The 22297-nt window shown below is 72.7% G+C and carries 22 protein-coding genes; 16 read left to right on the top strand and 6 right to left on the bottom strand.

Going from position 1 to position 22297, the window contains the following annotated elements:
• The first annotated feature begins 164 nt into the window (after nt 1-164).
• The 5 genes from LCH29_RS12715 (at nt 165) to LCH29_RS12695 (ending at nt 3623) form a co-directional block, all read left to right on the top strand.
• Complete coding sequence (locus LCH29_RS12715) at nt 165-947, top strand: sulfite exporter TauE/SafE family protein (protein WP_446461807.1); 783 nt, start codon at nt 165-167, stop codon at nt 945-947.
• Nucleotides 948-1023: 76 nt separating this feature from the next.
• Nucleotides 1024-1533, top strand: coding sequence for an RNA polymerase sigma factor (locus LCH29_RS12710; protein ID WP_446461806.1), 510 nt, complete (start codon nt 1024-1026; stop codon nt 1531-1533).
• Nucleotides 1533-2189 (top strand): hypothetical protein, encoded by a 657-nt coding sequence (locus tag LCH29_RS12705; RefSeq protein ID WP_446461805.1) that lies wholly within the window; start codon nt 1533-1535, stop codon nt 2187-2189. Before LCH29_RS12710 ends, LCH29_RS12705 begins: the two co-directional genes overlap by 1 nt.
• 75 nt (nt 2190-2264) lie before the next feature.
• Nucleotides 2265-2930: a hypothetical protein gene (locus tag LCH29_RS12700; RefSeq protein WP_446461804.1), complete on the top strand. Its 666-nt coding sequence runs from the start codon at nt 2265-2267 to the stop codon at nt 2928-2930.
• A gap of 54 nt (nt 2931-2984) precedes the next feature.
• Nucleotides 2985-3623 carry a maltokinase N-terminal cap-like domain-containing protein gene (locus tag LCH29_RS12695; RefSeq protein ID WP_446461803.1) on the top strand — a complete coding sequence of 213 codons (639 nt, stop codon included), beginning with the start codon at nt 2985-2987 and terminating at the stop codon, nt 3621-3623.
• Here the strand turns inward: LCH29_RS12695 and LCH29_RS12690 are convergent.
• The gene (locus LCH29_RS12690) at nt 3604-4794 is read right to left on the bottom strand and encodes a GDSL-type esterase/lipase family protein (protein WP_446461802.1); all 1191 of its coding nucleotides are present in this window, start codon (nt 4792-4794) and stop codon (nt 3604-3606) included. The genes LCH29_RS12695 and LCH29_RS12690 overlap by 20 nt on opposite strands.
• Before the next feature lie 187 nt (nt 4795-4981).
• On the opposite strand from LCH29_RS12690, the gene LCH29_RS12685 reads away from it, so the two are divergent.
• The 3 genes from LCH29_RS12685 to LCH29_RS12675 all read left to right on the top strand — a co-directional run bounded on the left by LCH29_RS12685 (nt 4982) and on the right by LCH29_RS12675 (nt 8348).
• Nucleotides 4982-5581, top strand: coding sequence for a TIGR04222 domain-containing membrane protein (locus tag LCH29_RS12685; RefSeq protein WP_446461801.1), 600 nt, complete (start codon nt 4982-4984; stop codon nt 5579-5581).
• A gap of 194 nt (nt 5582-5775) precedes the next feature.
• Nucleotides 5776-7404: an IS200/IS605 family accessory protein TnpB-related protein gene (locus LCH29_RS12680; protein ID WP_446461800.1), complete on the top strand. Its 1629-nt coding sequence runs from the start codon at nt 5776-5778 to the stop codon at nt 7402-7404.
• 44 nt (nt 7405-7448) lie between these two features.
• Nucleotides 7449-8348 carry a hypothetical protein gene (locus LCH29_RS12675; protein WP_446461799.1) on the top strand — a complete coding sequence of 300 codons (900 nt, stop codon included), beginning with the start codon at nt 7449-7451 and terminating at the stop codon, nt 8346-8348.
• An 11-nt stretch (nt 8349-8359) separates the two neighbouring features.
• Here LCH29_RS12675 and LCH29_RS12670 read toward each other — a convergent pair whose 3' ends face one another.
• Nucleotides 8360-8521 (bottom strand): hypothetical protein, encoded by a 162-nt coding sequence (locus LCH29_RS12670; protein ID WP_446461798.1) that lies wholly within the window; start codon nt 8519-8521, stop codon nt 8360-8362.
• Nucleotides 8522-8553: 32 nt separating this feature from the next.
• Complete coding sequence (locus LCH29_RS12665) at nt 8554-10713, bottom strand: alpha-galactosidase (protein WP_446461797.1); 2160 nt, start codon at nt 10711-10713, stop codon at nt 8554-8556.
• Between the two features lie 73 nt (nt 10714-10786).
• Between LCH29_RS12665 and LCH29_RS12660 the strand changes: the two genes are divergently transcribed.
• Both LCH29_RS12660 and LCH29_RS12655 read left to right on the top strand, forming a co-directional pair.
• Nucleotides 10787-11863: a LacI family DNA-binding transcriptional regulator gene (locus LCH29_RS12660; RefSeq protein WP_446461796.1), complete on the top strand. Its 1077-nt coding sequence runs from the start codon at nt 10787-10789 to the stop codon at nt 11861-11863.
• Nucleotides 11860-14436: a CBM35 domain-containing protein gene (locus LCH29_RS12655; protein ID WP_446461795.1), complete on the top strand. Its 2577-nt coding sequence runs from the start codon at nt 11860-11862 to the stop codon at nt 14434-14436. The genes LCH29_RS12660 and LCH29_RS12655 overlap by 4 nt, the downstream gene beginning before the upstream one ends.
• A 112-nt stretch (nt 14437-14548) precedes the next feature.
• Here LCH29_RS12655 and LCH29_RS12650 read toward each other — a convergent pair whose 3' ends face one another.
• On the bottom strand, nt 14549-14908 hold the full coding sequence (locus tag LCH29_RS12650) for a cupin (protein WP_446461794.1): 360 nt from the start codon (nt 14906-14908) through the stop codon (nt 14549-14551).
• Nucleotides 14909-15017: 109 nt separating this feature from the next.
• On the opposite strand from LCH29_RS12650, the gene cutA reads away from it, so the two are divergent.
• The gene (gene cutA, locus LCH29_RS12645; RefSeq protein WP_123106591.1) at nt 15018-15341 is read left to right on the top strand and encodes a divalent-cation tolerance protein CutA; all 324 of its coding nucleotides are present in this window, start codon (nt 15018-15020) and stop codon (nt 15339-15341) included.
• Nucleotides 15342-15420: 79 nt separating this feature from the next.
• On the opposite strand, the gene LCH29_RS12640 is transcribed toward cutA, so the two are convergent.
• Entirely contained in the window at nt 15421-16104 is a 684-nt protein-coding gene (locus LCH29_RS12640; RefSeq protein WP_446461793.1) for a SanA/YdcF family protein, read from the bottom strand.
• A gap of 74 nt (nt 16105-16178) precedes the next feature.
• Entirely contained in the window at nt 16179-16787 is a 609-nt protein-coding gene (locus LCH29_RS12635) for a Uma2 family endonuclease (RefSeq protein ID WP_446461792.1), read from the bottom strand.
• A 189-nt stretch (nt 16788-16976) separates the two neighbouring features.
• Between LCH29_RS12635 and LCH29_RS12630 the strand changes: the two genes are divergently transcribed.
• The 5 genes from LCH29_RS12630 (at nt 16977) to LCH29_RS12610 (ending at nt 22254) form a co-directional block, all read left to right on the top strand.
• Complete coding sequence (locus LCH29_RS12630; protein ID WP_446461791.1) at nt 16977-17957, top strand: adenosine deaminase; 981 nt, start codon at nt 16977-16979, stop codon at nt 17955-17957.
• Nucleotides 17958-17991: 34 nt separating this feature from the next.
• Nucleotides 17992-18447 (top strand): MarR family winged helix-turn-helix transcriptional regulator, encoded by a 456-nt coding sequence (locus tag LCH29_RS12625; protein WP_446461790.1) that lies wholly within the window; start codon nt 17992-17994, stop codon nt 18445-18447.
• 100 nt (nt 18448-18547) lie between these two features.
• Nucleotides 18548-19327, top strand: coding sequence for a sirohydrochlorin chelatase (locus tag LCH29_RS12620; RefSeq protein ID WP_446461789.1), 780 nt, complete (start codon nt 18548-18550; stop codon nt 19325-19327).
• Nucleotides 19324-20724: a deoxyguanosinetriphosphate triphosphohydrolase gene (locus LCH29_RS12615; RefSeq protein WP_446461788.1), complete on the top strand. Its 1401-nt coding sequence runs from the start codon at nt 19324-19326 to the stop codon at nt 20722-20724. The genes LCH29_RS12620 and LCH29_RS12615 overlap by 4 nt, the downstream gene beginning before the upstream one ends.
• 234 nt (nt 20725-20958) lie before the next feature.
• Nucleotides 20959-22254, top strand: a complete 1296-nt coding sequence (locus tag LCH29_RS12610; RefSeq protein ID WP_446461787.1) for an NAD(P)/FAD-dependent oxidoreductase — start codon at nt 20959-20961, stop codon at nt 22252-22254.
• The last annotated feature ends 43 nt before the right edge of the window (nt 22255-22297 follow it).

Here is a 22297-nt window from a genome sequence, read left to right as displayed (position 1 = left end):
ACTACTCATCAACTGATCAGTTGCGTCTGGTAGTTGCCAAACTCTCACCCGTGACGGATCACGCCTTCACAGCGGCCCGAACATGCGGTAAACGCACCCGAACCCGGACCCGCCGGGCGGCCCGCCCGGCCCCATCGAGCGGCCCGGATCATAGGCTCCCGACCATGCCCGACATACCGCTGATGACGTTGCTCCTGCTCTGCCTGGCCGCCGGGGCGGCCGGCTGGATCGACGCCGTGGTGGGAGGCGGGGGACTGCTGCTGCTCCCCGCCCTGCTGGTCGGGCTGCCGGGCTTCCCGCCCACGTACATCCTCGGCACCAACAAGGCGATCGCCATCTGCGGTACGACGGGCGCCGCCGTCACGTACACCCGCAAGGCCCCGGTGGACGTCCGGATCGCCGTACGCATCGGCATCGCGGCCGCCATCGGCTCCCTCGCCGGGGCCTCCCTCGCCTCCGGTATCGACAGTGCCGTGCTGCGCCCGCTCATCATGGTCGTCCTGCTGGCGGTCCTCGCGTTCGTCCTCCTCCGCCCCACCTTCGGCAGCGCCCCCGCCCTGACCGGCCCCCTCTCCCGCCACCGGGTCCTCGCCGCGGTGCTGGGCGTGGGCCTCGGCATCGGCTTCTACGACGGCCTGATCGGCCCGGGCACCGGCACCTTCCTGGTCATCGCCCTGGCCGCGACGCTGGGAACGGACCTGGTGACGTCCTCGGCCACCGCGAAGGTCGTCAACGTCTGCACGAACGTCGGTGCCCTGGTGACCTTCGGCTCCCAGGGCACCGTGCTGTGGGGCCTGGCCGCCCTCCTGGCCTGTTTCAACCTGGCGGGCGGCATGGTCGGCGCCCGCATGGCCCTGAAGCGGGGGAGCGGCTTCGTCCGCGGCGTGCTGGTCCTGGTCGTGGTCTCGCTGGTGGTCAAGCTCGGCTACGACCAGTGGCTGTCCTGAGCCGCGCCCCGCGGCCGTCAGGAGAGTCCTGGGATCGGGCGGTAAGGATGCACCGGGTCCACGACATAGGAGAGGTGTGGACACCTTGCAGACTGGGAGCGACCGTGACCGCGCCGCGCGGTTCACGGCCCTGTACGTCCGTGACCACCCGCGGGTGTGCGCCTTCGTGCACCGGCGGTCGGGCGATCGAGGAGCGGCGGAGGAGCTGACCGCCGAGGTCTTCCGTATCGCGTGGGAGCGCATGAAGGCCGGGGAGGAGGTCGGGACCGGGTGGCTCTTCGTCACCGCACGCAACCTGCTGAGCAACCACTACCGCTCGCTGGCACGCCTGACGGAGCTGCACCGGACCATCGCCGATGCGTTGGGCCGCGCTCCGGCGTCGGGCCGGGACAACGCCGTGCTCGACGCGCTCGACCGGCTTCCGTCCGCTCACCGCGAGGTGCTGCTGCTGAGCTATTGGGACGGGCTCAGCGCCGCGGAGGCCGGTGAGGTTCTCGGATGCAGCACGTCCGCGGTATGGGTGCGGCTGCACCGCGCGCGCAAGGCGTTCCGTGCCGTTTGCGATCTTCCTGGGGAGCCGGAGTGATGCGCGTCAAACCTCTGATCAAGAACGCCAACCCGATCCCGGCCCCGGCCCACGAGGGCCTGTCGGAGCGTGCCGCCGAGGAACTCGCCGCGCTGGTCGGACCCGGCGGCGCGACACCCGCCGCGGCCCCCCGCCGGTCGTCGCGGCGGGGTTTCGTCATGGCCGCCGTCGCCTGCGGGGCCGCCGTCGCCCTCGGCGGTGTCACGCACTTCGGTCTGGAGAGCGACCCGGCGGGGCCGGGCGCGGGACCGGGAGTCATGGTCGATGAGCCCTCGTACGGCAGCACGGCCGGGCTGGAGGGCGCGGCGGACGTGATCGTACGGGCGCGGCTCGGCGCCGGGCGCGAGGAGACCGACGACGACGTCCGCTCGACCGTGGCCACGGCGAAGGTGGTGGCGACCGCCAAGGGCAAGACGTCGGGCGATGCGATCCAGGTGGCCTACACGACCCCCGGCTCCGGGCCCGAGACCGCCGGACTCGGTGCCGGGAAGGAGTACGTCCTGCTGCTCGAAAGGGGCGACGGCGGACGGTACTTCCTGGTGAACACCACACAGGGCTGGTACGCCGTCGAGGGCGGCGCGGCGGTCGCCGGGAAGGACAACGACGTGGCGCTGAGCCCGGGCGTGCGCCGGGCGCTCCGGCTCGAAGCACCGTAGGGCGGCACCGTGCTCCTCCGGGCGGCTGGGGAAGATGGGGTCCCACAACGGCAAGAGGCAGCACAGGGAGCGGGAATGGCAACGGGGACACGGGACAGCGAGATCGCGGTGATGAACGGGCGGTTCCCGGAGGACATCAGCCCGTGGAAAACGGTGCGGCGCACGCTCGCGCTGGCGGTGTTCGCGTGGGCCGCCGCGGCGGGCACCGCCTGCGCCGCCTATCTGGCCGTGGGCATGGAGGCGGTCCCGATCTCGATCGGGGTTTTCCTCTGCCTGGCCTTCGCCGTGCTGCTGATCCTGCTCCACCGCGCCCTCTGGCTGGCCGTACTGTCCGCGGTGCCCGCGCTGTTCGTCCTCGTCGGGGCCGTCCAGTACGCGCCCGAGGCGGCCCTGGACCGGCGCGGTGTACGCGAGAGCGTGACGATCGTGGCGGACAGCGCGGCCAGGACGGGCGGCGACAACCACCGCTTCACCCTTCGTCGTACGGACGGAAAGCAGCTCAAGGAGAAGCTGGAGTACGACGGTGACACCTGGGCTCCCCAGGTGGGCGAACGGCTCGATGTCATCCGTGACCCGGAGGGCACCGTGCCGATGGAGCAGGCGGACGACGTGGACGCCGCGGGTCGGCTGGGCGGTCTGATCGGCGGCACCGTGGCCTGGACCCTGATGGCGGTCCTGGCAGGTCGGCGCGGCCATGTCCGCCGCCGCCGGGGCATCGAGCTGCCGGACTACATGTGGTGACCGGCCTTGCCGGTGAAGAGGGAACACCACACCGGCCGCGGGGGTTCATGGGGCATGGCTGTCATCCACAAAACGACCATGAAGCCCACCAAGCTGGAGCTTCTCACGCCCTGGCTCCCCGCCCAGCCCTGGTACCTCGGCGCGGGCCGGGATCCGGAGCTGTCCAGGGTCGGGGGCTTCCGGCTCGATGATCCGCGCGGCGAGGTGGGGATCGAGTTCATGGTGGTCCGGGACGATTCCGGGGAGCGTCCCGTCCACTACCACCTGCCGCTCAGCTACCGCGGTGCCCCGCTCGACGGCGCCGAGCAGGGCCTCATCGGCACGTCGGAGCACGGAGTGCTGGGGCGGCGGTGGGTGTACGACGGGACGCATGCCCCCGTCCTCGTCGCCCAGTTGCTCGCGCTCCTCCAGGGCCGCGCCGAGCCGCAGATGCAGAGCGTGTCCGACACCCCCGACCCGTCCGTCACCGTCGAGGCGGCCGATGTCCCCCTGGCGGACGGCACCGCGGCCATCACCAACGGGACGGACGGCACCCGCCTCGTGGTGGGGGAGGTGGCCCTCGATGTGACGCGCGTCCTCGAAGCGGACCGGCGGGCGCCGGAGGCCGAGGGGCGTGTCACCGCCATCTGGCGGCTGCCGGACGGCAGCGAGGAGCGTGGCGTGTTCGCCGTCCTCACGCGGGAGCGGCGGTAAACGGACCGCCGCTCCCGAACGCCGCATCGGCGAAGCGCTCGCCGATGCGGCGGTGGGTGACCGCGTCCGGGTGGAGCTGATCGGGCAGCGGCAGCTCCGCGAAGTCGGCCTCGCCGTAGAGGTCGCGTCCGTCGAGGTAGTGCAGAAACGGATCGTCGGCCGCCCGCTGCCGCACGATGCGGGCCAGCTCGTCCCGTATGACGGTGAGCGTCAGCTTCCCGGCGGCGCGCTCCGCGGGGTCGCCCGTGGCCCGGAACTGGAGCTTCCCCTCGCTGAGTCGGGAGAAGTCCGGGGCGCAGGGGCCGGGGGTGTCCTCGTGGATCGGGCAGTACACGGGGGACACGACCAGCAGCGGCGCCGTGGGATGCCCCTCGCGGAGGGTGTCGAGGAAGCCGTGCACCGCCGGGCCGAAGGCGCGCAGCCGCATCAGATCGGCGTTGACCAGATTGATGCCGATCTTGACGCTGATCAGGTCCGCGGGGGTGTCCCGGATCGCGCGGGCGGTGAACGGGTCGAGCAGGGCGCCGCCGCCCAGGCCGAGGTTGATCAGTTCCACGCCGCCGCGTGAGGCGGCCAGCGCGGGCCACGTCGTGCTGGGACTCTCGGCGTCGGAGCCGTGGCTGATCGAACTGCCGTGGTGCAGCCACACCCTGCGGCCCCGGTCCGGTACGGGCTCGACGGCGGCGTCCGCGCGCAGGGCGACCAGCTCGGTGATCTCGTTCCACGGCAGCCAGATCTCGATGTCCTTCATGCGGTCGGGCAGCCCGGCGAACCGTACGGTGCCGACCGGACCGGGCTCGGTCTCCGCGGCGCCGCCGCCCATGTCGACCGTCCGGACGTTGCCACCGGTCACACTGCCCCGCGCGGCCAGGTGGCCGTCGACCAGCAGGTCGTACACACCGTCAGGGCGGGGCGGGGCGCCCCGGTAGGCCATCTTCGTGCGGAGTGCGTCGAGTTCGACGGCGGTGGCCCGGGTACGGAACACCAGCCGTACGCCCGAGGGCTGCGCCTCGACCATCGCCAACTGCCCGTCGGCGCACTGCGCACGCGCCCGGGCGGGCAGCCGGTGCGGCAGCAGGCCGTGCTCGGTGCGCTCCAGATCGAGGGCGCCGCGCAGGAGTTCCGCGGTGATGGGGGTGGTGGTCATCTCGGTCGGTTGCTGGGGTGCCATGTCCTTCCTTCCTTTCGCCATAAGCGATTATGTGTCTGCCTAATTGCTTTAGGCAAAGTTGGGTGCGGGACGACGTCGGCCGCCAACCTCAAATCTCCCTCTGAACTGGCGTGATCACGGTTCGTGATCACGTTGTCCGGACAAACCTGACGACAAGGAAGCAGTAGGGGTGGAAGGGGGCATTCCGATGAAGGGTATTTTCCGACGCACCACCGATGCCGCACCGCACACGCTGGATCTGTACGACGTCGCCTATCTGAGCGGCGCGCCGCAGCGCATGATGGAAGTCGCCCTCGTCGCGCTGCACGAGCGCGGCGCCGTGCGGATCCGCCTCTCGCGTGTGCGCGTCGTGGACGAACCGGCCGACCAGCCCGCCCACCCCGTCGAGCGCGCCGTCCTCGCCCTGTGCCGACGCCGCTCCCGGAGCACGGTCTCCCTGCTCGGCGCGCTCGAGATCGGGCCCGAAGTGGAGGAAGTCCAGCGCCGCATGGTCTCCTCCGGCCTGCTCACCGCCCGGCGCCTGCGCCTCACCCGTGCGGGCCGGCAGCACCTGGAGGCGGCCGAGCAGAGCGGGGCGTATCCCGCGTACGTCTTCGACGGCCTCGACGCATTGCCGGACGGTGCGCTGCGATACCACATCGGCGAGGTGATAGAGCCGCCGCCCACCCTCGGCCGCCGCCTGATCCGCCTGGGCGAGGCCCTCGACGACCGGGCGTCGGACCGCGGCCACGACGGCGGCGGCCACTCCTGCGGCGGCCACTCCTGCGGTGGCGGTGGTGGTGACTGAGCCCCGCTGCGGTGAGGGGTTGGAGTTGCTGCCGGTTGGCGGCCCTTAGGTGAGATGTGGTGTGTGCGTGAGTATCGATGACCGTGTGATGGGCTTTCGAGCGGGACGGAAGTTCTTGCGTCGAATGCGTGACCTGTACGGGGCGTGTTCGTTGGATGCAGTGACGGGGGATCTCGGGTTGTATAGGGGGCGGGGTGAGCGGGTTGCGCGAGGTGACGGCGCGGTTCGTGGTGCCTGGCCCGTCCGGGGTGGCCATCCGCACCGGTCTCAAGGGGCTTACCGGGGAGGACGAGATGGCCCTGCGTTTGGTCGGTGATCTGCTGGGCTCCCTGGCCTCCCGGGACTTGAAGGCCCGCTGTGCGGCTGGGCTGGATCATGACAGTGCCCGGTGGGCGCAGCGCAAACGGGCGTTGACCGGCCAGTCCTCCTCGCGTTGGGCGGGCAGCATTACCAAGGCCACGCATGATCAGTGGACGCTGGCCCGGCGTGGTCAGCTCGCGTATGTCCAGTCCCTTGAGGCCGGTGTTCGTACGATCGCTCGCAGGCTGTCGCTGCCGGTCGGGGCGAAGGGCTCCCGGGGCTTGCCGGGTGGTTACCGTTCCCGGCAGGAGTGGTTCGCCAAGTCCCGGCGCCTGCGCCTGCTTCAAGACCGGCTGGAGCGGGAGCGGGCCGACCGTGCGAGCGGTCGCGTGCGGGTGGTGCGGGGTGGCAGAAAGCTGCAATGCAACCGGCACAACCTTCAAGCCGCCCGGCTGGCCGAGGCCGAGTGGTGGGTGCGGTGGGAGGCTGAGCGCTGGTTCCTTCAGGCCGACGGCGAGTCGGGGAAACGGTACGGGAACGAGACGATCCGGGTCAGTCCCGACGGTGAGGTGAGCATTAAGCTTCCGGCGCCGCTGGCCGGGCTGGCGAACGCCTCCAACGGCCGGTATGTGCTGGCCTGTCGGGTCGGCTTCCGGCATCGGGGCGAGCAGTGGGCCGACCGTATCGCGGCCAACCGCGCTGTGGCATACCGGATCCACCTCGACGTGGAGCGAGGCCGCTGGTACCTGACCGCTTCTTGGAAGATCCCTCCGGTGAGAATGGTGCCTCTGGAGGCGGTCCGGTCCGGCGGGCTGATCGGTGTGGACACCAACGCCGACCACCTGGCGGCCTGGTGCCTGGACACCCATGGCAACCCGGTCGGTGAGCCCCGCAGGTTCGACTATGACCTGTCCGGCAGCGGATCACACCGGGATGCGCAGGTGCGGCATGCCCTCATCCGTCTCCTGCACTGGGCCAAACGCCACGAGGGAGCCATCGCGATCGAGGACTTGGACTTCCAAGCCGACACCACCCGGGAAAAGCACGGGCGGCGGAAGCGGTTCCGCAAGTTGATCTCCGGCATGCCTACCTCCAAGCTACGGGCAAGGCTGGTGTCGATGGCCGCCGAACTCGGCATCACCGTCGTGGCTGTGGATCCGGCCTACACCAGCCGCTGGGGCGCCCAGCACTGGAAGAAGCCCCTCACCAGCAAGAACAGGAAGACCACTCGCCATCACGCGGCAGCGGTGGCGATCGGCAGGCGCGCCCTGGGGCACCCGATCCGGCGACGGACGGCACCGCCCCCGCACGACCAGAGCGATTGTGCGGGGCATCGGACCGTCCAGGCCGCATCGGGCACCTCGGGGCGTGAGGAAACCCGCCCCCGCGTTCCCGGACCACGGACACGATCCGTCGGCGCCGGACGCGGAGCGAAAGCGGGCGACCAGGGTGCTCACAACCGTTCGGGGCACCCGGCTGAGCACGAGTTCTGGTACCAGGGCTCGCCCCCGCTCAGTCACTAGGACCGGTACTCAGGTGTTCGGTGGCGCCCTGACATGATCGGGGCGTGAAGGTCACGGGGAAACGATGGACACACCTCGCCCTGTACCTGGGGCTGGTGTGGGCGGCCGGGGCACTGGTGGTGCCGCGCGCCTACCGCATCGGCTTCGGTCGCGGGCTCGGACTCGACGTCGACCGGCTGCCGGCGGTCGCGATCGGCGCGGCGGCCATGGTCAGCGTGCTCGCCGTCGGCGTGGCCCCGGTGGGCCATGTGGTGGCGCCCTGCCGTACGGCGGGCGGGCGGCTCGGCTGGGCCGTGACGGTGTTCCTCGGCGGCACGGTCGGGCTCGCGGCCGGGGTCGGTGCCTGGCACTCCGGGGCGCTGCACGTGGGCGGGCCCGCGCAGCGCGCCGCGCTGTGCGGGGTGCCGTACGCGCTGGTGGCGGCGCTGTTCATAGCGGGCGTGACGGTCCGTCTGATCTCCGGTGTGGCGGTGCTCGGAGTGGTGGCGTACGGCACGGCCGTCACCCACAAGTCACAGCAGGAGAAGGAGATGCGGGGGCTGATGTCCGGTACCTCGCTGGCCCGCCAGGAGCTGCTGCTGCCCGACCCGCCCGCCGGATACCGCGTGGACGAGGGCAACGGCGACCTGACGGCCGACGGCTTCCGGGTCCACTACATCCCGTACGTCCCGGGCTCGGCGGGCGTCGCGCGGCCCGATGTGGCGTTCGCGGTGACCCACGGCACCGGGCCGCACGGCGACGGCATCACCGAGGTCACCCGGGAACTCGGCGGCGGGGCCGTCGAGTTCGTTCTGACGGCACACCGCGACGGCGTACGGCTCACGGTGACCGCCCAGGGCACGACGGACCCGGCCGACCGGGACGAGCTGCGGCGCATGCTGCGCACCGCCCACCCGGCGAGCGATGCCCAGGTGCTGCACGCGCTACGACGCCCCGCCGCCTGAACCGGCGTCCCTCACAGCCGGCGCCGTGCGGCCTGCGAGCTGTCGCCGGGATGGGTGTTGGCGCCGTGCTCGCGGAGGCGGGCCATGTCCGTGTCGATGAGCGCGAGAACGGCGTCCGTGTCCATGCCGGGCGCCAGCCGCGGATCGAGTCCCGGAAGGAGCACAGAAGGCATGCCGCGAGCCCGGCATGATCGGCGAGACCCCCCTAGCGCGCCGGTCGGTGCGGGGCGGCGGTCAGGCGGAGCAGCAGCGCCGCGGGGGTGTGGGGGAGCGTGACGGTGAGTTCGGCGCGGTCCGGCGCCCAGGTGGTTTCGGCGGGGGAGGCGGCCGGGTGGAGATGTTCGATGCGGAGCGCGCGGCCCGCCACGTGGGGGAGCGGTACGACCCGGGTCGGCGACGCGTCGCCCCGGCGCCAGACCGTCACGTACGTCCGGTCACCGCCCGTACGCAGCCCCAGCGCCAGCCACGCGTCCGTCCACCCCGGCAGCCCCAGCGGCCAGAAGGGGACGGCCGAGGGCAGGTCGGGGCGCACCTCCCGGTACGCCGCCAGGGCATCGCGTACGAGGTCCAGTTGGGCCGGGGTCATCCGGTCGAGGTGGCCCGAGAGGTGGACGCGGCCCAGCAGCGCACCGGCCAGCGCGAAGCGGATCTCGTCGTCGGTGAAGCCGGGCTGCGGGTACGCCCACACCGCGCCTTGCTCCGGCGGCACGGCGGTCGGCGCGGCGGCGGCGATGGGCGGGTAGCGGAGCGGGTCCTGCTGGTCGCTGGTGGACTGGAGTTGGGTGAGGGCGAGTGAGGCGCCGTCCATGCGCAGGCCGCCCGAGGCGCAGTTCTCGATGACGAGCGCCGGGTGGCGGTCGAGCACGGCGGCCAGCCAGCGCTGATGGGCGCGGGCGTGGGCGAGCAGGCCCGCACCGGGGGCGGCGTGGCCGTGTTCCGGATCCCAGTCCGTGCCCGGGGCGATGCTGATGTTGTAGTCGAGCTTGAGGTAGCCGACGCCCCAGTCGCCCACGAGGCGGTCGACGGTCGCGTCGAGGTGGCGGCGCGCGGCGGGGTGGCGCAGGTCGAGGTGGTGGCGGCCGTTCTCGGCGAGGCGTACGCCGTCGCGCTGGAAGAACGCGTCGTCCGGCAGCGCGGCGGCCACCGGGCTGCGGACGCCGACGACTTCGGGCTCCAGCCACAGCCCGGGGACCATGCCGAGGGAGCGGATGCGGTCGAGGACGAGCCGCAGCCCTCCGGGGAAGCGGCGGGTGGAGGGCTGCCAGGCGCCGACGCCGTCCCACCAGGCGCCGGTGTCGTCGTACCAACCGGCGTCGATGCAGAAGTACTCGGCCCCGGCCCGGGCGGCGGCGTCGATCAGGGGCAGCAGCCGCTTGGTGGTGGGGTCGCCCATCAGGGTGTTCATGTAGTCGTTGAACACGATGGGCAGCGCGGCGTGGTCGGGATGCGGGCGCCGGACGGCCCGGCGGTACGCGGTGAGATGGGCCGTCGCCGCGTCGAAGCCGCCCCGGTCGGCGAGCGCGAGGGCGACCGGGACGGTGGTGAACGATGCGCCGGGCGCGAGCCGTTCGCGCCACTGGTGCTCGGCGTCGGTCGGGCCGCCGAGCGCGACGTACGTCCCGTGGGCCCGCTCCCCGGCCTCCCACCGCCACCCCACCGGCGACTCGACCTGCCAGAGCCAGGCCCGGCCGGTGGCGCGCTCGGTCAGGGCGCCCATCGGCAGATGGCCATCGGTGGGCCAGCTGCCGACGCTGCCGAGGACGAGGGCGGCGCGGCTGTCGTGGCCGTGGGCGTCGCGCGAGACGTCCACGATCCGGTCGCGCAGCGGTACGGCGGCCCAACGGCACTCGGCCAGCCACTCGTTGTGCGCCCAGTGCACGTCGAGCGCGTCGGGGGAGGGGAGGCCGCCGAGGACGAGGCTGGGGACGGCCTGGACGACGAGCGGCTCCGTGCCCTGGTTCGTCAGCAGCACCTCGGAGCGCAGCACCGGCAGGCCGTCGGGGGAGGAGAGGCGGACCTCGGCGGTGAGGCCGGAGCCGGGGTCGTGGAGGTCGAGCGTCAGGCGGTGCCAGCTGCCGCCGTGGTCGCCGCCGTCGGTGTCGCGTCCGTCCGTCTCGGCGCGGTGGCCGCGGTAGCGCAGCCGCGCGCCGAGCGCCGTCTCGATGCCGCGCTGCCCCGACCAGTCGCTGCCGTGGCCGAGCGCCAGCACCTCCACCACGGGGAGCGGGGCATGGCCGTCCGGTGGCGGTGTGCCCGGCGGGGTGCCGTCCGCGGGGGACAGTCGTACCAGCCGGAGCACCCCGTCCAGCCCGGTCGCGAACGCGGCCGCCAGCGCCGAATGGCCCCATGTGAACGTCTCCCGCACGCCGCGCCCCTTCCACCCGCAATCGCTTGACGAGTGCCTTGACGGCCCCTGTGTGACCGGTCACAATCCTGGCGTGCATGTGACCGGTCACACAAGAGGCGGCAAGCGGCCCGGCATCCGCGACGTCGCCACCGCCGCGGGGGTCTCGTACCAGACCGTCTCCCGGGTGATCAACGACCATCCGAGCGTCAAACCCGCCACCCGCGAACGCGTCCTCGCCGCGATCCAGTCCCTCGGCTTCCGCCGCAGCGCCACCGCGCTCGCCCTGGCCAGCGGGCGGACCCGGTCGGTCACCGTGCTGACCGCGAACACCACCCACTACGGCTATGCCGCCACCCTCCAGGGCATCGAGGAGGCCGCCCGCGCCGCCGGTTACACCGTCGCCATCGGCGTCCTGGAGTCCGACACCGTGGCCGACGTGCGGGCCGAGGTCCGGCGGGCCGCCGACACCGGCGGCGGGCTGATCGTGATGGCGTACGACACCGCCGGGGTCCGGGCCCTGGCCGCCGTACCCGACGAACTCCCGGTCGTGGGCGTCGTCGAGACCCCGTCCCGGCCGCCCGCCGGGCACCGCCCCTGGGTGTGGACGGACGACCGCGAGGCGGCCCGCACCGCCACCCGCCACCTGCTGGACCTCGGCCACGAGACGGTCCACTACGTCGCCATCCCCTCCAGCACCCGCCGCACCGGCCGGCGCACCGCGGGCTGGCGGGACGCGCTGCGCGCCGCCGGGGCGCCGGAGCCGCGCCCGCTGGCCGGGAGCTGGGATCCGGCCGGGGGCTACCAGGCGGGGCGGCGGCTGGCCCGCGACCCGTCGGTCACCGCGGTCCTGTGCGGCAATGACGACCTCGCGCTCGGCGTGATCCGGGCGCTGCACGAGGCGGGCCGGGCGATCCCGGGCGAGGTGAGCGTGGCCGGTTTCGACGACGCCCCCCACTCCGCGTTCCTCACGCCCTCCCTGACGACCGTGCGGCTCGACTTCAAGGGCCTGGGCGGGGCCGCCTTCGGCCGGTTGTACGGCCTGCTGGAGGAGGCCGAACCGGTCGCGCCGTGCCCCGTCTCCGTACCGCTGCTGATCGTCCGCGAAAGCTCCGGCCCACCGCCGGCCCCGTTACCGCCGAACCCACCCTCGGAGGTCCCCCGCGCATGAGCAGGTCCAGCAGGTCCAGCAGGTCCGGCAGATACCGGATACGAACGGCCGCCACCGCCACCGCCACCGCCCTCGCCGCCGCGCTCCTCGCGGCGGCCGTCCCCGCCGACGCCGACACCCCCGCCGACACCCCTGCGGCCGCCCCGAAGGCGGCCCAGAACCTCGCAGTCGACCTCGCCGCCTCCGAGGGCCCCGTCCTGCGCGGCGCCAACGGATCGCTGTACGGCCTCAGCGACGACGGCGTGCCGACCGACGCCGCCCTCGCGCCGCTGAAGCTCACCACGGTCAGCCAGAAGCCGGAGGGCGGAGCCCAGCACCCGAACGGCGACGCCGTCACCGTCTCGAAGTCGTTCTTCCGCAACGGCGGCGGCGACGTCCTGGTGATGATGCAGGACATCTACGCGAAGTGGCCGTACGAGGACCTGGGCATCGAGGACTACCTCACCAAGGTCGGCAAGGTCGTCCGCGACATCGCCGACGCGCCCGACAGCGAGCACTTCGTCTACGTCCCGTTCAACGAGCCCGACCAGATCTGGTACAACCTCGGCGTCGCCGACCAGGCCACGTACGAGAAGAACCGGGACCGCTTCTTCCGCGACTGGAAGACCGTCCACGACCGCATCCGCGCCATCGACCCGGACGCGCGCATCGCGGGCCCCAACGAGTCCTCGTACCACTCCCGTCTGATGGGCGACTTCCTGACCTGGGCGAAGAAGGAGAACGTGCTGCCCCAGGTCACCACCTGGCATGAGCTGGGGCCGGACTCCCTGCGCGGCTTCCAGGGCCACTACGACGACTACCGCGCCCTGGAGAAGCGCGCGGGGATCACGCCACGCCCGATCAACATCGACGAGTACGCCAACCGCCGCGATCTGTCCGTCCCGGGCCAACTGGTCCAGTGGGTCTCGATGTTCGAGCGCAACAAGGTCTACGCCGACCAGGCGTACTGGGACGCCGCGGGCAACCTCTCCGGCAGCGTCGCCCAGTCCAACATCCCCAACGGCGCGTGGTGGTTCTTCCGCTGGTACGCCACCATGACGGGCCGGACCGTCAAGGTCACCCCGCCCACCGCGAACGCCGTCGACACCCTCCAGGGCCTCGCCTCCTACGACACCGCCAAGCGCCAGGCGCAGGTGCTGCTCGGCGGGGCGGCGGGCGACACGGACGTGACGATCGGCCACGTCGACCCGAAGGTGTTCGGCCGCCAGGTCACCGCCGCCGTCTCGGAGGCCGCCTGGTCAGGCTACGAGGGCGCGCACGCCGCACCCCGCACCCTCGCCCGGCTGAAGCTGAGGGTCGGGCCCGACGGATCGGTGACGGTGCCGCTCAGGGCGATGGAGCGGATGTCCGCGTACCGGATCGTGCTCACCCCGGCGGGCAGCGGCTCCCCGCAGCCCGCGCGGGTGCCGTGGCACGCGGCGTACGAGGCGGAGGACGCGGCGATCACGGCGGGCAAGGTCTACACCCAGGGCACCGTCTCCAACGCCAACGGCTACGCCGCCTCCGGCACGAGGGACGTCGGCTCGCTCAACCAGGACACCAGCAAGGTCGCCTTCACCGTGGACGTGCCCCGCTCCGGGGACTACGACCTGTCGGTCCTCTACGGCAACCAGAGCGGCGGCCCGGCCACCCAGCGGCTCACGGTCGACGGCGGCGCGGCCCGCACCGTCACCTACCCCTCCACCGAGAACTGGACCTACCGCGGGCTCAAGCCCGTCCCCGTCCGGCTCTCCGCGGGCCGCCACGTGATCGCCCTGGCGCACGACACCGCCGAGGTGACCCTCGACCGCATCGACCTCACGGCCGCCACGAAGCCCTCCGCCGCGTACGAGGCCACGCTCGCCGACACCACCGGCAGCCCGTCCTACGACTACGGCTCGGCGAGCGGCACCGGCACCGGCGCGCTGGTCCTGGGCGGCGGGGACGGCGCGGTCTTCGACGTCTACGCACCCCGCGAGGGGTACTACACGGTGACGCCGCGCGCGACCGGCGGCCCGCTCGAGCTGACCGCGCACGGGGCGACCACGACGACCTCCCGGCGGCTCTACCTGACCGCGGGCAACAACCGCGTCACCGCCGCCCCGGCCGGAGCGGCGCCCGTCCGGCTGCGCTCCCTTGACGTCACGGGCGCGGGCGACGACACGGCTGGGGTGCGCGGGTACGAGGCGGAGAGCGGTGCCCTGTCCGGCGCCGCCAAGCCCGAGTCCGGCGCGCACGCCTCGGGCGGCGCTTATGTCGGATGGCTCGGCAACGGCGCGTCCAACACCGCCACCCTCACCGTCCGGGCCCCGGCCGCGGGGCGCTACCTGATGGCCGTCCGGTACGCCAACAACGAGCGGCGCGACAACGGTCACGCGTACAACACCGACATCGTCTCGCGCGGCGCGGACATCACGGTCGGCCAGGGGAAGCCCCGGCGCGTGATGTTCAAGAACACCTGGGGCTGGGACGACTACTGGACCCTCGCCGTCCCCGTCGACCTCGCCAAGGGCGCCAACAAGGTCACCTTCGCCAACCCGGGCGCGTACGCCCCCGACCTCGACCGGATCGACCTGGCCCCGGTCATCGGCTGACCGCCTCCGCGTGATGCGCCCCGGTGCGGCCGTGCAGGCGCACCGGGGCCTGATCCCCGCCCCGGCGTCAGCGCGGTACGACGCCGGGGCGGCGTACATCCGGGCCGCGGCTTCAGGCGGTGGCCGCGTCCTCGGTGGGGGTGGGACAGCCGACGGTGGCGGTCACGGCGGTCAGCAGCACCACCGAGTCCTCCAGCGCGAGCATCCCGTGCCGCTCGTGGGGGACGCGCTCCACCTGCCCGGCGATGAGATCCGTGCGCACCCCGCTCCCGGTCAGCCGCACATGACCGTGCAGCACGTGCAGACTGGCCGCCGGGGGAGCGTTGTGCTCGTCCAGCTCACAACCGGAGACCATCGCGATCACGCTCTGCCGCAGCGGCCCGTCGTGCAGGAACAGATGAGCGCTGCGCCCGTGCGGATCGGCCTTCGCCTGGTCCAGATGGTGGCGGGCGAGCGCGGTGAGGTCATCCATGAGTGCCCCTCGATCGGCCTGATCTGTTCCTTGCCGGGTTCCCTCAATCGTCACCGGCTAGCGTGATGCGCGCCAGTTCGCACCCCCGCGACACCCGAGAGAGGCAGCCGTGGCCGACTACCTGACCGTCCTGACGACCACCGACACCCCCGAGAAGGCGGAGGCGCTGGCGCGCGGCGCCGTGGAGGCCCGGGTGGCGGCCTGCGCGCAGATCAGCCAGCCGGTGACTTCCGTCTACCGGTGGCAGGACACCATCGAGACCGCCGCCGAGTGGCAGGTGCTGTTCAAGACGACCGCCGCCCGGTACGACGAGCTGGAGGCGCACCTCCGCGAGGCGCACGACTACGAGACGCCGGAAGTGATCGCGACGCCGATCACGCAGGGCAGTGAGGACTATCTGGCGTGGGTGGTGGCGGAAACGACGATCGACTGACAGAAATCAAAATCTGTCACCCGCTATCTACTATCTGTCATCCGCCACCTGTCATCCGATAACTGCTATCCGCAATCTGCTATCCGTCCGCCGCCAACGCGTCGCTGATACCCCGCTCCCGGGGCCCCAGGAAGTGCGGGTCGGGCCGGAACGTGGCGTCGAGCACCGCCTTGCTCGCCGCCACGGTCTCCCGCAGCCCGCCGAAGCCCCACGTCGCGTCGTGCGGCTCGTCCACCGCGACCCCGTACGCGTCGATCCCCGCCGCCCCGCACAGCGCCACCGCCCGGCGGATATGGAACCCCTGGCTCACCAGCACCGCCCGGTGCACCCCGAACACCCGCCGGGCCCGGCTGCACGAGTCCCAGGTGTCGAAGCCCGCGAAGTCGCTGACGATCCGCCGGTCCGGCACGCCCCGCTTCACCAGATAGGCGCGCATCGCGTTCGGCTCGTCGTAGTCGTCCCGGCTGTTGTCCCCGGTGACCAGTAGCGCCCGTACCTTCCCGTCCCGGTACAGCGCGACGGCCGCGTCCAGCCGGTGCGCCAGATACGGCGACGGCTCCCCGTTCCACAGCCCGGCCCCGAACACCACCCCGACCGGCGCCGACGGCACGTCCCCGACCGCCGCACGCACCCGCCCTTCCGTGCTCAGCCGCAGCCAGGTCGCGGGCAGCAGCGCCAGCACGCTGACGAGCGCGGCGACCTGAAACGCCCGCCGCCACCCCCGCCGCGTCCGCGGCAACCTCCGCCGTGCCCACTCGAGCATGCCCGCCTCCCCTTGGCCCCACCAGCACCATCGCGCTGTGTGACGCGGCCAAGGGGCGCGGCGGTTGCGCCGGGCTATTCGGCGGCGTCGTCCTCTTCCGGCTCCTCGGGAACAATGAATTCGCTGGTGTCGAGATCGAAGCCGAACGGAGCCGGGATGGGCAGCGGCTTGCCGAAGGGAACGGTCGTCCGGGCCCGGTAGCCGTGGTCCGACGGGTCCCAGAAGGCGGTGATCTCCTCGGCCTGCATGTCGAGTACGAGATACACCGGCACATGGCGGCCGTAGACCTCGAGCTTCTCCTGCCAGTCGACGTCACGCGTGGAGACCGACGTCAACTCGGCGACGAGGGACAGCGCCTCGCCGTCAACATGGCGCGCGTTGCCGCGGAAGGCCGCCAGGTCCGCGACATGCAGGTCCGGTCCGTAGGCGCGCTCGGAGGAGGCGAAGCTGAAGAGGAACGGGGAGGTGTCCGCGTCGTGCCCCTCGGGGACATGGGCCGCAAGCTGAAGGCGCAGCGACCTCATGTACAGCTTGTAGAACGGCCTCGACCACGGCGACACGACGATCTTCCCCCTGATGAGCTCGGCCTTGAAGCCGTCCGGCGTATCCAGTTCCTCCGTGGTCCGGAGCAGGTCGTCGAACCCCTTCCGGGGCTCCTCGGCATCCGGTTTGTCTGTGGTCATCGGCCGCTCCAATATCGCGGTCACTGCATCCTCCATCTGCTACGGAGCGTACTCTCGGGCTCACCGTAGCGACGCGCGGCACCAGGTATCCGTTATCCGTTCGCATTACCTCGAATGAGCGATGTGCCCCATCCCGCATAGCCTTGGGGGGTCATCCCGTACCAGCGAAACCAGCAGGTGATCCCAGCCGTGCCGCCGCTCCCCAAAGCCGAACTCCACCTCCACATCGAGGGCACCCTGGAGCCTGAACTCGCCTTCGCGCTCGCCGAGCGCAACGGCGTCGAGCTGCCCTACGCCACCCAGGACGAGCTGCGCGCCGCGTACTCCTTCACCGACCTCCAGGACTTCCTGAACCTGTACTACGCGCTGATGGCGGTCCTGCGCACCGAGGACGACTTCGCCGACCTCGCCAACGCCTATCTCGCCCGCGCCCGCGAACAGGGCGTTCGGCACGCCGAGATCTTCTTCGACCCGCAGGCGCACACCGCCCGCGGTGTCGACATCGGCACCGTCATCCGCGGCCTCTCCCGTGCCCTCGACGCCGCCCCCCGGGCCTACGGCATCACCACCCGCCTGATCATGTGCTTCCTGCGGGACGAGTCCGCCGAATCGGCCCTGGCCACCTTCGAATCCGCGCGCCCCTACCTCGACCGGATCACCGCCGTCGGCCTCGACTCGGCGGAGGTCGGCCACCCGCCGTCGAAGTTCCGCGAGGTGTACGCGCTGGCGCGGGAGGCCGGGCTGAAGTGCGTCGCGCACGCGGGCGAGGAGGGGCCGCCCGCGTACGTCTGGGAGGCGCTGGACATCCTCGGGGTGGACCGCGTCGACCACGGCGTCCGCTGCCTGGAGGACGACGCCCTCGTGGCCCGGCTGGTCGCCGAACAGGTGCCGCTGACGGTCTGCCCGCTCTCCAACGTCCGCCTCCGCGTCGTCGACCGCCTCGCCGACCACCCGCTCCCCGCGATGCTGGACGCGGGCCTGCTGGTGACCGTCAACTCCGACGACCCCTCCTACTTCGGCGGCTACGCGGAGGACAACTTCACCGCCGTACGGGACGCCCTCGGGCTCGACCGGGCGGCGCTGCGCACCCTGGCCCGCAACTCCTTCCGGGCGTCCTTCCTGGACGAGGAGACGCGGGCGGCGTACCTGAAGGAACTCGACGCGTCTTGACCTCAACCTTGGTTCAACTTCTACGTTCGTCGCCATGGAGTTCTCACACAGCGACACCGAACTGATCCGCCAGCCCATCGGCTACTGGAGCTGGGCCGCTTCCAAGGCGGTCGTCACCTACATCCGCGAAGGGCTGTCGGAATTCGGACTCAGCCAGCCCCAGTGGTGGATCCTGAACCAGGTCTTCGACGGCGGTGAGGACGGCCGCACCCGCGCCGAGGTGCGCGCCGTCCTCCAGGGCTACCTGGACGTGGGCGCCGCCCTGGAGCCCGAGACCGACGCCCTCCTGGACCGCGGCCTGCTGACCATCACCGACCAGCGCCTCCACCTGACCCCCGAGGGCCGCGCGCTGCGCGCCCGGGCGGCGGAACGTCAGGTGGGAATGCGGGCACGCATCCACGACGGGATCCCCGACGAGGACTACGTCGCCACCCTCAAGGTCCTCCAGCGCATGATCCACAACACCGGCGGCCAGGCCTGGCACCACTGACCGTCACCTCATCCCGCCCCGCACCCCACCGTGAAGTCGACGCAATCACCCGTCACGGCCGTGCAACGGGGGCGCAATATGCCCCTGCCACAGTCGCTTCATGACAGCGTCGCTCCGCCCCTTCCCCTCCGGCCGCCCCACCGGCGAGCGTCCCCCGACGCTGGTCGCCGTGGCGCACGGCAGCCGGGACCCGGCGGCGTTGCGCACCGTGACGGCGCTCGTGAACGCGGTCCGGGCCCTGCGGCCCGACGTGCCCGTACGGCTCGGGCACATCGAGCTGAACCGGCCGCTGCTCGAGGACACCCTCGCCGCGCTCCGCGGCGAGGCCGTCCTCGTACCGCTGCTGCTCGGCCGCGGCTACCACGTCAAGGAGGACCTTCCGGCGGCGGCCGCGCGGGCCGCCCACCTCAGCACGCGCATCGCCGCGCCGCTCGGCCCCCACCCGCTCCTCGCCGAGGCCCTGCACGCGCGCCTGAACGAGGCCGGTCGGCGGCTGCGCGCCCCGCGCCGCCCCGGGGCCGTCGTGCTGGCCGCCGCCGGTTCCCGCGACCCCGACGCGGCCGTCGACGCCGCCGCCACCGCCACCCTGCTCGGCGCCCGGCTGGGCGGCGTGCCGGTCGTCCCGGCGTACGCCTCCGCCGCCGGCCCCACCGTGGCCGACGCCGTACGCGCCCTCGCCCCGCACCACCGCGACATCGCCGTGGCCTCGTACTTCACCGCCCCCGGCCGCTTCGCCACCCAGTGCGCCGACGCCGCCCCCGGTGTCGCGGCGGCCCCGCTCGGCGCCCACCCGGCCGTCGCCCGGCTGGTGCTCCACCGCTACGAACAGGCCCTCGCCTGTGCTCCGCTGTCGTACCGGGCGGTTACCGTCGGTGTATGAGCCGCAGAGCAGGTCGTACGACAGGTCACACCCCGGACCGCACCACGCACCACCCCACCGCACCACCGACGACCCCCGGCTATGACGCGGCGGACCTGGAGCGCTGGGTCCAGGAGCCGGACAAGCGGCCCGGCCGGACGGCGTTCCAGCGGGACCGGGCCCGCGTGCTGCACTCGGCCGCGCTGCGCAGGCTGGCCGGAAAGACGCAGGTCGTGCCCGCCGCCCCGGCCACCGACGCGGACCTCGGCGGCAGCGCCCGCACCCCCGCCTGGGACGCCACGCCGCGTACGCGCCTGACCCACTCCCTCGAATGCGCCCAGGTGGGCCGGGAGCTGGGGGCCGCCCTCGGCTGCGATCCGGATCTGGTGGAGATGGCCTGCCTCGCCCATGACCTCGGCCACCCGCCCTTCGGCCACAACGGCGAACAGGCCCTCAACGAGGTGGCCCGCGACTGCGGCGGCTTCGAGGGGAACGCCCAGTCGCTGCGGCTGCTGGCCCGGCTCGAACCGAAGCGGTTCGTCCCCGACGAGACGACCGGCGAACCGGTCAGCGTCGGCCTCAACCTCACCCGGGCGGCCCTGGACGCGGCCACCAAATATCCCTGGCCGCGCGGCGGCCACCCGCGCGACCCGGATTCGCCGAAGTTCGGGGTGTACGAGGACGACCTGCCGGTCTTCGCCTGGTTCCGGCGCGGCGCGCCGGACCGGCGGACCCCGTTCGAGGCCCAGGTCATGGACTGGGCCGACGACGTGGCGTATTCGGTGCACGACGTCGAGGACGGCCTGCACGCGGGCCATCTCGACCCGAACAGCCTGCTCGCCGAGCCCGAGCGGCGCGAGGTGTTCGCCGTCGCCGCCGCCCGTTACGCGCCGGGCGCCGAGGCGGAGGAGCTGGCCGAGGCGCTGGACCGGCTGCTCGACCAGGAGTGGTGGCCGCACGGCTACGACGGCACGTCCGTCGCCCAAGCCCGCCTCAAGGACGCCACGAGCCAGCTGATCGGCCGGTTCTGCCTCGCCGCCGAGGCCGCGACCCGGGCGGCGTACGGCACGGGCCGGTTCACCCGCTACCGCGCCGAGTTGGTGGTGCCGCGCCCGGCCCGGCTGGAGTGCGCGGTGCTCAAGGCGGTCGCCGACCGTTACGTCATCCAGCGGGCCGACCAGGAGCTGGTCCGTGCCGATCAGCGCGTCGTGATCGCCGAACTGGGCGAGGCGCTGATCGCCCGCGCCCCCGACGGGCTCGACCCGCAGTTCCGCGCCCTGTTCGACGCGGCCGACGCGGCGGGCGACGAGGCGGGGCGGCTGCGCGCGGTCGTGGACCAGATCGCGGCCTTGACGGACGTCTCGGCCCGCTCCCTCCACGCCCGTCTCACGGCCCCGCGTTCGGTGCGCCACGTATGACCGCCCCTGACCGTATGTGGCCACCCACGACCGCGTACGACCGCCACCGCTTCGCTCTCGCACCTCACAGGGCCCGTTCCCGCCACTCCGCACGGCCCCCTTCCCCCGTCCCGCTTGGTGCGGGAGGCTCCCACGAGGCTCCCCATGGCCAAAGCTCCGGCTGATGCGACTGGTCGACGCGACCGGGGTACAAGCAAACGCAGAGGCACCGCCCGGCAGCGAGGAGGAAAACAAGTGGTCGACGCACACCAGACGTTCGTCATCGTCGGAGGGGGTCTGGCCGGGGCGAAAGCCGCGGAAACCCTTCGGTCGGAGGGCTTCACCGGCCGGGTGATCCTGATCTGTGACGAGCGCGACCACCCCTATGAGCGTCCGCCGCTGTCCAAGGGCTTCCTCACCGGCAGCCAGGAGCGCGACAGCGTCTTCGTCCACGAACCCGCCTGGTACGCGCAGGCCGACATCGAGCTCCACCTCGGCCAGCCCGCCACCCACCTGGACCGCGACGCCAAGGCCGTGACCCTCGGTGACGGCACCCGCGTCCACTACGACCGGCTGCTGCTGGCCACCGGCGCCGAGCCGCGCCGCCTCGACATCCCGGGCACCGGCCTGGTCGGCGTCCACCACCTGCGCCGCCTCGCCCACGCCGAGCGGCTGAAGGGCGTCCTCACCAGCCTCGGCCGCGACAACGGACAGCTGGTCATCGCGGGCGCGGGCTGGATCGGCCTGGAGGTCGCGGCCGCCGCCCGCGGGTACGGCGCCGAGGTGACCATCGTCGAGCCCGAGCCGACCCCGCTCCACTCCGTCCTCGGCCCCGAACTGGGCGCCCTCTTCGCCGACCTGCACAGCGAGCACGGCGTCCGCTTCCACTTCGGCGCCACGCTCACCGAGATCACCGGCCAGGACGGCATGGTGCTCGCCGCCCTCACCGACGACGGCGAGGAGCACCCCTGCCACAGCGTCCTCGCCGCCATCGGCGCCGCCCCGCGCACCGCCCTCGCCGAGGCCGCCGGGCTGGAGGTGGTGGACCGGGCGTCGGGCGGCGGCATCGCCGTCGACGCGGCACTGCGCACCAGCGACCCGGACATCTTCGCGACCGGCGACGCCGCCTCCGCCCCGCTCGCCTTCCTGGAGGGCACCCCGGTGCGCGGCGCCCTCCCGCCCGGCGCCCGGCTGCGCGTCGAGCACTGGGCGAACGCGCTGAACGGCGGCCCGGCCGCCGCCCGCGCCATGCTCGGCCAGGACGTCTCGTACGACCGGGTGCCGTACTTCTTCTCCGACCAGTACGACGTCGGTCTCGAGTACTCCGGCTACGCGCCGCCCGGATCGTACGACCAGGTGCTGATCCGCGGCGACGTCGGCAAGCGGCAGTTCATCGCCTTCTGGCTGAGCGACGGCCGGCTGCTGGCGGGCATGAACGTGAACGTGTGGGACGTCACCGGGCCCATCCAGCAGCTCATCCGCAGCGGCGCCCAGCTCGACCCGGGCGCCCTCGCCGACCCGTCCGTCCCGCTCACCTCCCTGCTGCCGTAAGCCCGGGCCGGGGTCCGACCCGTGCCGGAACACCGGTGTCCGA

Source organism: Streptomyces sp. BRA346, assembly GCF_052851135.1.
Note: the sequence above shows the minus strand (reverse complement) of the source record. Positions and strands in the feature narration are given on the sequence as shown.